10 protein-coding genes are annotated in these 13,539 nt (G+C 65.1%); 5 read left to right on the top strand and 5 right to left on the bottom strand.

Annotation, left to right across the window (positions count from 1 at the left end):
- Window positions 1-145 precede the first annotated feature (145 nt).
- From HZB53_16845 to HZB53_16825, 5 genes are all read right to left on the bottom strand, one after another.
- Window positions 146-2,824: a diguanylate cyclase gene (locus tag HZB53_16845; GenBank protein MBI5879317.1), complete on the bottom strand. Its 2,679-nt coding sequence runs from the start codon at window positions 2,822-2,824 to the stop codon at window positions 146-148.
- A gap of 479 nt (window positions 2,825-3,303) precedes the next feature.
- On the bottom strand, window positions 3,304-3,936 hold the full coding sequence (locus tag HZB53_16840; GenBank protein ID MBI5879316.1) for a DUF4340 domain-containing protein: 633 nt from the start codon (window positions 3,934-3,936) through the stop codon (window positions 3,304-3,306).
- A gap of 10 nt (window positions 3,937-3,946) precedes the next feature.
- Window positions 3,947-5,539, bottom strand: coding sequence for a GldG family protein (locus HZB53_16835; GenBank protein ID MBI5879315.1), 1,593 nt, complete (start codon window positions 5,537-5,539; stop codon window positions 3,947-3,949).
- 2 nt (window positions 5,540-5,541) lie between these two features.
- Window positions 5,542-6,261, bottom strand: a complete 720-nt coding sequence (locus HZB53_16830; protein ID MBI5879314.1) for an ABC transporter permease — start codon at window positions 6,259-6,261, stop codon at window positions 5,542-5,544.
- Window positions 6,262-6,291: 30 nt separating this feature from the next.
- Window positions 6,292-7,305: an ATP-binding cassette domain-containing protein gene (locus tag HZB53_16825; protein ID MBI5879313.1), complete on the bottom strand. Its 1,014-nt coding sequence runs from the start codon at window positions 7,303-7,305 to the stop codon at window positions 6,292-6,294.
- Between the two features lie 540 nt (window positions 7,306-7,845).
- On the opposite strand from HZB53_16825, the gene HZB53_16820 reads away from it, so the two are divergent.
- From HZB53_16820 to HZB53_16800, 5 genes are all read left to right on the top strand, one after another.
- A complete protein-coding gene (locus HZB53_16820; protein ID MBI5879312.1) occupies window positions 7,846-8,160 on the top strand; it encodes an XdhC family protein in 315 nt (104 codons plus the stop codon).
- Window positions 8,161-8,330: 170 nt separating this feature from the next.
- Window positions 8,331-10,268, top strand: a complete 1,938-nt coding sequence (locus HZB53_16815; protein ID MBI5879311.1) for an NYN domain-containing protein — start codon at window positions 8,331-8,333, stop codon at window positions 10,266-10,268.
- Between the two features lies 1 nt (window position 10,269).
- A complete protein-coding gene (locus HZB53_16810) occupies window positions 10,270-11,046 on the top strand; it encodes an XdhC family protein (GenBank protein ID MBI5879310.1) in 777 nt (258 codons plus the stop codon).
- 16 nt (window positions 11,047-11,062) lie between these two features.
- Window positions 11,063-12,100: a zinc-binding dehydrogenase gene (locus HZB53_16805; protein ID MBI5879309.1), complete on the top strand. Its 1,038-nt coding sequence runs from the start codon at window positions 11,063-11,065 to the stop codon at window positions 12,098-12,100.
- A gap of 19 nt (window positions 12,101-12,119) precedes the next feature.
- The gene (locus tag HZB53_16800; GenBank protein MBI5879308.1) at window positions 12,120-13,283 is read left to right on the top strand and encodes an AI-2E family transporter; all 1,164 of its coding nucleotides are present in this window, start codon (window positions 12,120-12,122) and stop codon (window positions 13,281-13,283) included.
- Window positions 13,284-13,539 lie beyond the last annotated feature (256 nt).

The following is a 13,539-nucleotide window of genomic DNA, read 5'->3' as shown; positions in this document are numbered from 1 at the left end:
AGCTCTCTTTTCTGCTCCGTATGAAGAAGCCGATCGCCGGGGGCGTTCAATTGAACGCCCGTACCGCAGCCACTTTCATGCGCGGTGGTCGTTAGGTGACGGTATTATAGCCCGGTTTCAAGCGGCGGCGGGCGCGTGCACCGGGTTATGCCGCCACCTCGACGCGGTTTCTGCCGTTATGCTTGGCGCGATAGAGCGCGGCGTCCGCCGCTTTCAGCACCGCGCTGGCGGTCTCGCCGTGCTGGGGCACGACCGCGACGCCCAGCGACAGCGTAATGGCTTCCAACTGCCGATCGGCAAACCGCACCGCCAGCGACTGCGCGTTGACGCGCAACTGCTCGGCGCGTTCGCGCACGATGTCCAGCGACGCACCGGGCAGAATCAGTGTGAACTCTTCGCCGCCGTAGCGGCACGCAATGTCGTCGCCGCGCACGCGGTCCTGCAGGAATCGGCCGAGGGCGGACAGGACCGCGTCGCCCGCATCGTGCCCATGTGTATCGTTGAATCGTTTGAAATGATCGAGGTCGAGCATGATCGCGCCGAGCGGCGCGCCCAGGCGCCTGGCGCGCAGCACTTCGCGCGTCAGCATCTCTTCCAGGTAGCGCCGGTTGAACAGGCCGGTCAAGGGATCGCGGATCGACTGCTGGCGCAGCGTCTCGCGCAGGCGCAGGTTGGCGATCGAGAGCGCGATGCTGTTGGCGACCATTTCGGCCAGCGACAGAAATGCCTGCTCCACCGCCGGCGTTTGCGCCGCCTCGCGGCGGCAGACGTGCAGGATGCCCAGCACCTCGCCCTGCGCGGTCAGCGGTGCGCAGAGCGATTCGCACATGTCGGCGGCGGGCATGTGCCGGCAGAACGCGTCGTTGCGGCTCGTACGCGCGTGGTGCGTGCGCCCGCGCCGCAAGGCCCAGCAGTCGTCGGGCACGATGGTGAGCGCCATGCGCGCCGCCTCCGCGCCCCACACCGCAACCGCTTCGAGATAATCGCGCGAGGGCGGCAGCAGATAGAGCGTGCCCGTGTCGTTGGGAAAGAGCCGCGTCAGATAGCGTTGCAACACCGGTTGCGCTTCGCCGGGACCGCTGCTGCTCTGCACCAGCTCGGTCATTTCGCGCAGCGTGTCGAGTTCCGCCGTGCGTCCTTCCAGCGCGCGCACCGACGCGGCGATTTCGGCATCGGCCTGCTGCCGCGCTTCTTCGGCGCGTTTGCGGTCGGTCATGTCATGGATAATCGCGATCGATCCGGTCACCGCGCCTCCCGGATCGCGCAGCGGCGAAAGCGAAAGCGCGACGTCCGCGCACGTGCCATCTTTCCGGAGCCGCGTGGTTTCATGCTGGATGATCACCTCGCCGTGCCTCATCCGCTCGAACAGTGCATCGAATTCGTCACGCTTGTCGGGCGGAATAATCGGCAGGGGACGGTTAACCACCTCCGACGCACGCCAACCGAACAAGCGCTCGGCGCCGGGATTCCACAGCCGCACGATGGCGTCGGTGGTGACGTGCGTAATAGCCACGGGCGCGGTGTCAACCAGCGTGCGCAGCGTTTGATTGCTTGCCAGGAGCGATGCTTCCACGCGCGCGCGGCGCTGCACTTCATCGCATTGCGCATCCAGCGCGGCGCGCAGATTGACGCGCATCTCCTCGAATGCGTCGGCGAGTTCGCCGATCTCGTCCGCGCGACCGATCGGCACCGGCGTGTCCAGTTGCCCCAGCCCCAGTCGCACCGCGGCTTGCCGCAGTTCATTGAGCGGCCGGATGATGACGCGAGAGGACACATAAGACATCGCGACGATAAGCAGCGCGATCGCGCCAATCAGTACTATGGCGACGCCCGTCGTCTGTTCAATCCGGCTTGTCAGATGCTCCTGGTACAGCGGCGTGTATTCCAAGATCACCGCGCCGACGGTCTCGCTCTGCTCCAACTTGAGTGGTACGACCAACTGCTTGATACCGGCGGGATACTCGGGACTGATCTCGACAAAAGCGCGCGGCTTGCCATCGGCCATCGTTTTGCTCACTTCATTGACGGCGTCGTGATCAAAAGTTGTTCCGATGTTCGCGACGACCGTGTTGGCGACGACCTTTTTGTTCCTGTCCACCACGACGATGCTGTATCCCTCGTGGCTCTCGTGCGTCGCGATGCGGCCGAGGTCGGCGACAAAAGCCTGCAACTCGACGGGGTCAGCAAACAACGGCAGGGTTTGCGTCAGTTTGCCTTCTCGCACAATGGCGAGTGCGATCGCCTGGGCCAGATGCTCTCCATCTCTGATCGCGTCGGATTCCGCGCTCTGGAGTTGCATCCACCGCACATAGGCAAGGACTGCCAGAAGCACGACGAACATGGCGACAGCCGCCAGAGTCAGTTTGCCAACGACTGACGTGCGCCAGCGCAGCCGCGGTTTGAGCGGCGGCGTGGGCGGCGCGCTCGGCGGGGGTTGGGGATGGCTCGCGCGGGCGGCATCCATCACCTGCTGCACCGCGGCGGGCAGGCGCGCCAATTGGTCTGTGCGGATGAAATCGTGCGCGCCCGCGTTGATGATCTCAATCGCGGCATCGTCGCTGACCGTGCCGGAGACGAGGATGAACGGGATGTCTTTGCCGATCGCCTGCACGAGGCGCAAGGCGGCCGTGCCGTCGAAGCGGGGCAGGTTATAGTCGGCGATGACCACGTCCCATTCGGCGCACGCCAGTTCGGCGCTCATCGCATCGGCGGTCTCGACGCGTGTCGCGCTCACATCGAAGCCGCCGCGTTCAAGCGCCTGCACCACCAGCAGCGCGTCGTCCGCGCTGCCTTCGACGAGCAGGAGACGTAGTGGGACGGGCATGGGTTCTCCCTTGGTGGACAACATAGCGCGCAGCGTGGGAGGCTGATTGTGCTACACTGCCAACGGTCGCCCGGGTAAACTAAGGTCATTCTAGCAAAGCCGTTGAGGCGCGTCAATCGCGGCGGACGATTTACAGCAATTCTCAATTTGGCTTTGTACGGGCACTTTCCAATGCCGCTTGCGATGCGCTGGCTCTCAGGCGCTTGTCACGCAAGCTGGCCCGCCAAAAAAATGGCGCTGCCCTCCCCGTTAGCTTTTCCCCTGCTCCCCCGCGCGCGCGGGGGAGCAGGGGCAGGGGCTGAGGGGGCATATTGGCAGCCGACTCCAAAATGAGAACTGCTGGACGATTTAACGGTTCTTCGCGGATAGCGCGCATCGAGACCTCGCGGGTTTTGAAAACCCGCGAGGTCTCGACGTTGGGCGTGCGCGACGGGCACAAAAAACCAGGCTTGCCCGATTGGGGCAAGCCTGGTCGTGAATTACGGCGTCGGCGTCGGCGCCGGGGGCAGCGGCGGCCCTTGCGGCGTGCCGGCCGGCGTGTCGAGCGGCGGCATGGTCGGCGCCGGCGTGGGCTTTTTGGGCAGGGTCGTCAGCAGCCCCTGCGCATCGTTATAGCTTTGCGCGGCGACCAGATAGACCTTCGTGTCACCCGCGCGCTGGGCGTAATACGCGCCGCCGCCGATGACGGCGTTGCCGAAGCGCACCGTCTCGCTCTGATTGTCCTTGAACTGCACTGTCAGCGTCAGCGTCCCAGTCACCAGCCCGAACGGGGCCATGTTGGCCGGCGTATCGGTCAGCGCGCGCGTTGCGCGCAAGCGCGCGAAGCCGGCCGCCAGCCCGCTCATGCGCACGGGGTCGGCGTCCTCGGCGACCGGCTCGGCGATCTGCCAGGCCTCGCCGCTGCGGCGCACCACCGTGCGCGAGAACGGCGTCGTGACCGCGATCTGCGTCACGTCGTCGGCCTTGCGGTCCAGCACCAGCGTCTCGGGCGCCGGGGTCGGCAGCGGCGCGTTGGCCGCCTGCTGTTGCTGCTGCTGGTCGTTGAAAACGACGAACGCAAGCAGCGCGGCCAGCACCAGCACCATGATGATGGTGTTGCGGTATTGTGACATGCGTGCCGCCTTAGCGCCGCCGCCACCAGATGCTGAAGCCGGCCAGCGCGACCAGGCCGGGCATCAAGCAGACCAGCGAAACAAGCACCAGCCACCACTGCTGATCGTTGATGGTGATTTGGCGGGTGTCCGACAGGGACGGGCGGATAGAGATAAGCGCCTCTTCCTCCGCCAGCCAGCTCACGGCATTCAAGAACAGGTCGCCGTTCACAAACTGGTTCGCTTGAAGCATACGGTTAGACGCGAATTCCGATGTGCCAAAGACGACGATGCGCGACTTCTTCGCGCCGGGCGCCAAGTCGGCTCCGGAGCTTTCAATCGCCAGCCCCAGATCGAGCGGCCCCATGGTGTCTTTGCCATTGTCGAACTGCGGCGGCGATGCCTGGAAATCGAGATTGGTCTCGCCCCAACTCTGCGGGCTACTCTGGATAACACTCTCAATGGTGGCGGTACCGGTGTACGTCTCCGATCGTTTCAGCGAACGCACCATGGGGATCACGGAGGGCAGCCCCGTGAACTTTTTGGTAATCGCATGGTTCGGATAGCGCACCACCAGCGGATAGAGCGGGTTGGCGCCTTGCACAAACTGCTGATCCAGCACCTCATCATTACGCAGTTCGACGCCCCACGCGGCCAGCAGGGCGGGCGCCGGGTTCGGCTTCTGCGGATCAATCAGCAGCATCAGTCGGCCGCCGCTCCTGACGTAGGCGTCGAGTGCCGCCGCCTCGGCATCGCCGAGCGCCGTGGCCGGCCCGGCCATGACCAGCACGGTGGCGCTGAAGGGCACCGTGTCGGTGACCAGAAAGCTGAAATTGGACACCGTATAGTTTTCGCGTTCCAGCGCCGCGCGCAACGAACTGTAACCGGCCACGCTTGCGTCGTTGGGATCGCGTTCCTTGTGGCCGGCCAGGAAGTAGACCGTGCGCGTCACGTCCGTCGTGACTTTGAGGATCGCGCCGGTGAAATCGCTTTCCCCGGTGCCGCTGGTTTCCTGGTGCTTGCCGCCGGCGGTCATGATGACCGAGTAGGGCAGGCGCATTTCGAACTGGTCGGCCAGCACGGCGCCCTGCGCACCGTACGGATCGGCCTGCTCGTACGAGAAGTTGGGCGAGCGAAGCGCGTACTCGTTAAGCCTGTCCAGGATCTCCTTCTTGTTATACGGCTGCTCCTGCCCGGTGGTAGGGTCCAGACCGGTGAAGACGTAGGCCTTTACAGGCTTCTTGAGGCTCTCGAGCACCTGCAGCGTCTGCGGTGACAGTGTGAACTGTTTGTTGCTGGTGAAGTCCTGCCGCCAGTTGAACTGCTTCTGGGTGCCCAAGTAGTTCACCAGTCCCAGAATCCCGATAAACGCCAGCGAGACGACCAGCGCGTTGCTGCCGGCGCGCACCGAGCGCACGCCGAAGAGCCGGCGCACCGGGTCCGGGTTCAGCACGGCGGCGACCAGCATCAGCACGACGCCGCCGAGCAGCATCCACTCGGTCGGCACCGGCCCGCGGCCCGTGCCCCATATCATGGTGCTGACCAAAACCACCAGCCCCAGCACAAACACGATCACGCCGGCGAAGAGCACGCCGGGTGCGATACGGCGAAGGTTTTCGTTCATAACTAACCCCACTTCCGCGCTTCAAGCGCGCGCGTGCTCAGGAACAGGCACCCGATCGTAACGCTGAGATAGTAAATGAGGTCCTTGCTGTCAATGACGCCCTTGACCATGTCGTTGGTATGGTCGGCAATAGACAGGTAAGCGATGATGCTGGCAATCGCGTTTCCGCTACCGCCCGGAATCAGTTGCGTGAGGAAACTGGCGATCCACAGCACCAACATGATGGCGATCGCCGTAAAGACAGCCACATTCTGGTTTGAACTCAGCGTTGACGTGAGCACGCCGATCGACAGCGCGGCCGCGCCGAACAGCACCAGCGCCAGATAGTAGGCCGCCACCAGGACCATGTCCGGGTTGCCGAAGATGCGCAGGATGACAACATACACCAGGGTCAGCAGCAGCAAGGCCACCCAGAAGCCCAGGGCGGCGAAGAACTTGCCCAGGATCACTTCCCAATCGCGCACAGGCGAAGTGAGCAGCAATTCGATGGTGCCCAGTTGCTTCTCTTCGGACAGCAGTCGCATCGTGATGGCCGGTCCAAAGAAGATCGCCAGAAAGGTCGTCGTGCCTACCCATCCGCGCAAACTTGCTTCGCGCTGCTGGAGATACAACATGAACAGCGCGTTGGAAAAGACCAGGAACGCCGCGATGATCGCGTAGGCGACGGGCGACGCAAAATACGCGCCCAATTCGCGCTTGGTGATGGCCCAGATGTTTTTCATCGGTGTTCGGCAGGCCGCTAACGCAGCGGTCTACTTCTCCTCCTCTTCGTCGGCTTCGTCGTCATCTTCGAAATCGTCGGATTCATCGATCTCGTCCTCGTCGTACTCGTCATCCGCGGCGTCTTCCTCGGTATCCTCGGTGGTGAGTTGGATGAAGATATCCTCCAGGCTCAGGCGCACCGGCCGCAATTCGAGCAGACCCCAACCCTTATTGACCGCCAGCCGGGCGATCTCCTCGCGGCGGTCGGCGCCGAGCGCGCATTCGATTTCGAAGACGCCGTCGCCCGTGGCCGCCACCGTCGAGACGCTCTCAACCTGGCCGATCAGCGCGGCGGCGTCGGGGCCCGGCTGGCGGACGTGCAGGTGGATGCGCTCCTTGCCCTGCAGCGCCGAGGTCAGCCGTTCGGGCGTGTCCTCCGCGACAATCTTGCCTTTGTTGATGATCAGCACGCGCGTGCAGATCTGCTGGACTTCAGGCAGGATGTGCGTGCTCAGGATGATCGTGCGGTCGCCGGCCAGATTCTTGATCATCTGCCGCACTTCGGAGATCTGCTTGGGGTCGAGGCCGACGGTCGGCTCGTCGAGGATTAGCACTTCGGGATCGTGCACGAGCGCCTGCGCCAGGCCGACCCGCTGGCGGTAGCCGCGCGACAGCTTGCCGATCAACTGGTCGGCGCGGTCGCTGATCTGCACCGCGTCCATTACGTGATCGACATGGTCCTCGCGGTCTTTGACGCCGCGCAACTCGGCCATGAAGTTCAGGTAGCCCCAGACGGTCATATCCGTGTAGAGCGGCACCGACTCCGGCAGGTAGCCGATGCGCCGGCGCACGTCCAGCGACTGCTCGACGACGTCAAAGCCGCCCACGGTGGCCTTGCCGGAGGTCGGCGGCAGGAAACCGGTGAGGATACGCATGGTAGTTGTCTTGCCGGCGCCGTTCGGGCCGAGAAATCCGACAATCTCGCCCTTGCGCACGTCAAAGGTCACGTCGCTGAGCGCGCTGCGCGCGCCGTACGTCTTGGTGAGGTTTTGGACATCGATCATGGCGACTCCAGGAAGCGTTGATCGGCAATAAACGGAAACGTGGTTGGTGGCAATCGCCCACGGCGATGCGGTTCAGATCATAATGCGGTAGCATTAAGAAATCCTGAACCGCAAGTGAGAATTATAGCATCGAAACCGCGCGACCTCGAAAAGACCCGCCGGCTGGCATATCGGCGCCTTGCGCAGCAATTCTCATTTTGAAGTCTGGCCCCAGGTTTCCCCCTCATCCCCTGGCCCTTTCTCCCCGCGCGCGGGGAGAAAGGGGAAAGATGAATGGGGATTGGCGCGGTGGCAAAGCCGCCGCGCCAATCCCCATCGAATCGCTGCCCTCTCCCACCGAAGTTGGGAAGGGGCAGGGGGGAGGGCAGCACTAATTACTCGTCGAATCGGCTTGCGTGATAAGCACCTGAGCACCAGCGTATGACAAACCGACATTGGAATATACCCGTCCAATGCCAAATTGAGAATTGCTGCGCCTTGCGCAAATGTCGCGCCCGGCTTAATATAAGGGCGGAACTGCCGTGCCCGGCAGTGAACAGCATGCAAGATATTCTTACGGTCGTCGCCGCCTGGCGCGCGCGCGGAGAGCGAGTCGCCATCGCCACGGTCGTGCGCGTGCAGGGGTCGGCGCCCCGCGCCGTCGGCGCCAAACTGGCGGTCTGCGAATCCGGGGAGATGACCGGCTCCGTCAGCGGCGGATGCGTGGAAGGCGCCGTGCTACAGGAATCGCTCAAGACGATCCGCTCCGGCCAGCCGAAGCTGCTGCATTACGGCATCGCGGACGATTTTGCGATCGACGTCGGCCTGGCGTGCGGCGGCGCGATTGATGTCTTTGTCGAGCGCCTCGACTGGTAGCCGCTCCCCGCTACCGCGGACGCGTCGAACATTGGCGGTTAACCTGCTCGCCCGGCCCGGGCCAAATCATTCAGGCCGGCGCTTTTCCGGCGGCGACGGAAAAGCGGTACGCGTTCGCCGAAAACTAAAATAAAGGACGCCCGTGCGTGGCGCGGGCGAGGGCACGACCTATGACTGCGCAGATTGCCGTATTTATTGATTTCGAGAACATTGCGATTTGGGCAAGACAGGAGTTCTTCGATTTCGAACTGACCCCGCTGATCGAGTACCTGCAGTCGCGCGGCTCGCTCGTCATCAAGCGCGCCTATGGCGACTGGACGGCGTTCCGCAACTACCGCGATGACCTGATCGCGCACACGATCGACCTGACCCAGTTGTTCAGCGTGCGCGAGTCCAAGAACCGCGCCGACATCCGCATCGCGCTCGACGCGCTCGAGACGGCGATCACGCACCCGCAGATCGACACGTTCGTCATTGTCTCCGGCGACAGCGACTTCAGCATGCTCGCCTCGCGCCTGCGCGAGTACGGCCGCTACACGCTCGGCATCGGCCCGCGCAAGATCACGCACATGCTGCTCGTCAAGTCGTGCGACGAGTTCGTTTATCTGGAGACGGTACTGGGCGCGATGCCGGACGAGCCGCGCGGCGCCAGCGCCGAGCGCGACGAGGCGCGCCGGCTGCTGGAGCGGGCCATCCAGGCGCACGTCCAGCGCGGCGACCTGCCGGTGCTCGCCAGTCGCCTCAAGCAGACCATCCTCTCCTTCTCGCCGGCGTTCAGCGAGACCGCTATCGGTTACACCCAGTTCAAATCGTGGCTCGAAGACAACCACGACTTCGTGCAGGTGTTCTTCCGCGACCTGCACCTGTACGTCGCGCCGCGCGACTTCCGCGTGCCGGAGCGCATCGAGCCGGGCGAGTCGTCGCCGGCCGCGCTGCCCGCGACGCCGCTGCCGCCGCCGTCGCCGCTGGAAAACTATCAACGCGCCATCGTGCAGGCCGGCCTGCCGCTGGCCGATTTTGCCGAGCGCCGCGCGGTGCTGCAAGACATCTACGAGTTGGTCAGCGAGCGGCCGGGCGCGTTGACTGCCGAGCAGATGCTGGACGTGCTGCGCGACCGCTACGAATTGCGAGGCCTGTCGCGCGGCAAACCGCTGTTGTTCCAGATCTGGCAACTGGCATTTCGGCAGCACGCCTTCGACTTCGGGAGCATGACGGCCTCGGCCCACGTCCCGTTGAGCATTGCGTCCGGCCTGACCAGCCTGGACGAGTTCGTGCGGCAGGCTGAGTCGACGTTTATCGCGGCGGCCCTGGCCGCCGGCCTGCCGATCGATAACGCCGAGCTCGCCGGCATGCTGCTCAATGACCGCGCCCAGACCGATTACGTGCAGGCGCTGGTGGACAGCCTGTCGGCGCGCGGCGCGCTGCGCAGCGAGGCCGAGCGCCGGCGCCAATCGCTGCGCGACCTGCTCGACTACCCGCCGCTGGCGCCGCTCATGCGCGACCTGGCGCAGCCCGCGCTCGAAGCGCGCCGCAACGGCATCAGCGCCGACGCCTACGCGCGCCGCGCGATGGTCGAGCGCTCGCAGGATTTCCGCGCTGCCTCGCAGGACTTCCTGATCGCCTGCCGCCTGCAGTGGGACGCGGTCGAGCGCGGCGACCCCGGCGCGACGCTCGACGACCTGCGCTGGTACCTCGCGTCGTACGCCTCGACCAAAGCCGGCGAGCTGTCGCAGGTGCACCGCGACTACGCCGGCGCGCGGCCGTACTATCTCGCCTACTTCTCGCTCGTGCGCGAGGATGATCCCATATTGTGGGGCAAGATGCGCGGCCTGATGGTGCCGATGCTCTCTTATTACTGGGTCAATCTGGCCCGCGAGATCGATCTGCACATCAGCCCGGCCAGCACACCGGCGGATGTGGCCGCCACGGCCGCCGGCCACCCCAACGTCGACCTGCGCCAGCGCTGGCTGGAGGCGACGCGCGCGCTGGCGGCGGTCAACCCGAACGTCCTGCGGCGCATCGCCGAGCAGATCCGGGCCGAGCACCCGGAATCGGCCGAGCACGCGGCGATTGCCGACCGCATCGCGGGGTTGCTCAGCGGCCAGTAGCATGGAACCCGCGCCGCTGTTCGAGCAGCTCAAACAACTCGTTGCCGACGGTGAGCCGTGCGCGCTGGCGACGGTCATTGCGGGGCCGGGCGACATCGGCGCCAAGCTGCTGATCCGCGCCGACGGGAGCATCGCGGGCGGCGCGCCCGAGCCGCTGCGCGCCGCCATGGCCGCGGCGGCCCGGCGGCGGCTGGAACGCGCCGAGTCCGGCATCGTACGCGCCGGCGAAGCCGAGGTGTTCGTCGATGTGGTTATGCCGCCGCCCACGCTGGTCATCTTCGGCGGCGTGCACACGGCGATTCCGCTCTCGCTGTTCGCGCACACGCTCGGTTTCCGGGTCGTCGTCGTGGACGGCCGCGCCAGGTTCGCCGACGCCGCGCGCTTCCCGCACGCCGACAAGGTGATCCATGCCTGGCCGGAAGATGCGATCCCGCAGTTGCGTTTCGACGCCGCCACCTATGTGGCGGTGTTGACGCACGACCCCAAGTTCGATCTACCCGCGCTGAAGCGCCTGGTGTATACTAACGCGCGCTACATCGGCGCGATCGGCAGCAAAGCGACACGGCTGGAGCATTTCGCGCAGTTGCAGGGCGAGGGCGTGCCCGCCGAGTTGCTGCGCCGCGTGTACGGCCCGATCGGTCTCGATGTCGGCGCCGTAACGCCGGAAGAAGTCGCGCTGGCGATCATGGCCGAAATTGTCGCCGTGCGCTACGGCCGCGATGGCGCGCCCTTGAGCCTAAAGGAGGGCGGCAGTCGCGCCGCCTCCGCCACAGCCTGAACCGGGAGACCCGCCCATGAAAGCGGTAGTATTCCACCAGCATGGCCCCATCGATGTCCTTCAGGAAGCCGACGTGCCCGCGCCGGCGATCGGCCCGTCCGACGTGCTGCTCGACGTCAAAGCGGTGGCGCTAAACCGGCTCGACCTGTTCGTGCGCGAGGGCTGGCCCGCACTCAAGCTGCCGTTGCCGCACATCCTCGGCGCAGACGTGGCGGGTGTGGTGGCTGCCGTCGGCGCGAACGTGACCGCGGTGAAGGTTGGCCAGCGGGTGACCGTCAACCCGACGCTCTCGTGCGGCGAGTGCGAATACTGCGCGCGCGGCGAAGACCAGATGTGCGTGCAGTTTCACCTGCTGGGCGAATCGACGCGCGGCGGCTACGCCGCGCAGATGGCGATTCCGGCCCGCAATCTGCTGCCGCTGCCCGACGATATTTCATTTGAACAGGCGGCCGCCGCAAATCTGGTCATGGTGACCGCCTGGCACTCGTTGATCCGCAAGGGCAACCTGCGCCCCGGCGAAGAGGTGCTGATCGTCGGTGCGGGCGGCGGCGTCAACTCCGTCTCGATCCAGATCGCGCGGATGGCCGGCGCGCGCGTGCTCGTCGTCGCCTCCAACGCCGAGAAAGCCGCCAAAGCCAAAGCGCTCGGCGCCGCTATCGTCATCGACCGCGCCCAGACGCCCGAATGGAGCCGCGAAGTCTTTCGGCTGACCAACCGGCGCGGCGTGGATGTTGTCGTGGATAACGTGGGGCAATCCACCTGGACGTCGTCGATCCGCTCGCTCGGGCGCGGCGGCCGCATGCTTGTCGTCGGCAACACCAGCGGCTACAACATCCAGCTCGACAGCCGATTCATCTTCTCCCGCCAGTTGAGTATTATCGGCTCGACGATGGGCAGCCAGGCCGACTTCCGCGCGGCCATGCAGGCCGTCTTCGCGCACAAGGTGACGGCGCCGGTTGATCGCGTGCTGCCGTTCGGGGCGGAGTCGGCGCGCGAGCTGCACCGTGTGCTGACCGCGGGCGACGTCTTCGGCAAGCTCGTGATGGCGATGTAGCGCACTGCGGATAACCGCCATGGGCAACAACCACCAAATCTACCGTGTCGCCGCCTTTCTGGTCGGCGTGGCGGCGCTGCTATACGTCTTTGAGCGTTTCTGGTCGCTGGCGCTGCTGTTCCAGGATATTATCCTGCTGTTTGCGCTCTCGTGGCTGGTCTCGTTCACCCTGACGCCTGTGGTTGAGTGGCTGAAGCGCCCGTACTGGCCGCCGGCCCTGCAGCGGCGTTACGCCGCACCAGGCGCCAGAGGCCTGCTGTCGCACGGCGGCGCGGTGGCTATTGTCTATCTGTGCATGGTGCTGGCGCTGATGATCGGGGTGGGCAGCATCCTGCCGGTGGTTATCGAACAGGGCCAGAAGCTGGGCACGCTCATCCCCGAGCTGCCCAACCGCCTGCCCGCGCTGATGACGACGCTCGAAGACGAGTTGACGCGCATCGGCATTAAGGTCGACCTGCCCGGCCTGTACCAGGCCAACGTCGCGCCGAGCCTGAAGGACCTGGCCGGCAATGCGTTCAAGGAGTTCATGAACGCGTTTTCCGTCATTGCCGCGACGGTCTCGAACTCGCTGCTCGTCATCATCCTCAGCCTCTACATGAGCTTCAGCGGCCGCGAACTGGCCCTGGAGCTGGAGGCGCTCCTCCCGCGCCGTTACCGGGAGGAAGCGCGTGTGTTTGTGGCGAGCGTGAACAAGAACTTCGGCGGCTTCGTGCGCGGCCAGTTGGTGCAGGCGCTGCTCACCAGCCTGGCGACCGCCGTCATCATGCTCATCCTGCGGCTGGACTTCTTCGTGCTGGCGTCGGTCCTCTCCGGCATCCTGATGCTCATTCCGTTGCTGGGCGTGGCCCTGACGCTGATTCCGCCGGTCGTGATCGCCTTCTTCATCGGTTCCCTGCCGTCCGCGCTGATCGTGCTCATCGTCCTGTTTGTGTTCCAGCAGGTGCTGATGAACGTCATCATGCCGAAGATCATGTCGGAATCGGTCGGCCTGCACCCGCTGCTCGTCTTCGGCGCGCTGCTGGTCGGCGTGCGCGTTGGGGGCATCTGGGGCGCGTTCTTCGGCATTCCGGTCGCCGGCGTCCTGTACGCGATGCTGATCTTCGTCACCAAGCGCCTGCGCCAGCAGCAGAGCCTGCCGCCGGCAACGCGCATACCGGCGCCGGAGCCGCCCGCCGGTTCGTGATCTTCCTCCATAACTTCCTCGCAACTTATGGCCCATGGCGGGGTTATAAACACTAATTCGGGATGGAGCGCGCAGTTGCGGCGAACGGGCCGCCGTCTGCACGCCAGCAATTCTCAATTTGCCTTTGGACGCGTATTTCCCAATGCCGGCTTGCTATGAACTGGCCCCCTGGTGCTTGTCACGCAAGCGGGCTCGACAAGTAAGCGGCGTTGCCCTCCCCCCGACCCCCTCCCAACTTTGTTGGGAGGGGGCGAGA

It is taken from the genome of Chloroflexota bacterium (assembly GCA_016235055.1).
Classification (GTDB): domain Bacteria; phylum Chloroflexota; class Anaerolineae; order JACRMK01; family JACRMK01; genus JACRMK01.
The sequence above is the reverse complement of the archived record's forward strand: the minus strand, read 5'-3'. Positions and strand labels throughout refer to the sequence as shown.

Coding starts and splice junctions, on each gene's coding strand:
- HZB53_16835 (MBI5879315.1), bottom strand. CDS start 5,539: ATGAACGAAAACCTTCGCCGTATCGCACCCGGCGTGCTCTTCGCCGGC.
- HZB53_16845 (MBI5879317.1), bottom strand. CDS start 2,824: ATGCCCGTCCCACTACGTCTCCTGCTCGTCGAAGGCAGCGCGGACGAC.
- HZB53_16840 (MBI5879316.1), bottom strand. CDS start 3,936: ATGTCACAATACCGCAACACCATCATCATGGTGCTGGTGCTGGCCGCG.
- HZB53_16820 (MBI5879312.1), top strand. CDS start 7,846: ATGCAAGATATTCTTACGGTCGTCGCCGCCTGGCGCGCGCGCGGAGAG.
- HZB53_16805 (MBI5879309.1), top strand. CDS start 11,063: ATGAAAGCGGTAGTATTCCACCAGCATGGCCCCATCGATGTCCTTCAG.
- HZB53_16825 (MBI5879313.1), bottom strand. CDS start 7,305: ATGATCGATGTCCAAAACCTCACCAAGACGTACGGCGCGCGCAGCGCG.
- HZB53_16800 (MBI5879308.1), top strand. CDS start 12,120: ATGGGCAACAACCACCAAATCTACCGTGTCGCCGCCTTTCTGGTCGGC.
- HZB53_16830 (MBI5879314.1), bottom strand. CDS start 6,261: ATGAAAAACATCTGGGCCATCACCAAGCGCGAATTGGGCGCGTATTTT.
- HZB53_16815 (MBI5879311.1), top strand. CDS start 8,331: ATGACTGCGCAGATTGCCGTATTTATTGATTTCGAGAACATTGCGATT.
- HZB53_16810 (MBI5879310.1), top strand. CDS start 10,270: ATGGAACCCGCGCCGCTGTTCGAGCAGCTCAAACAACTCGTTGCCGAC.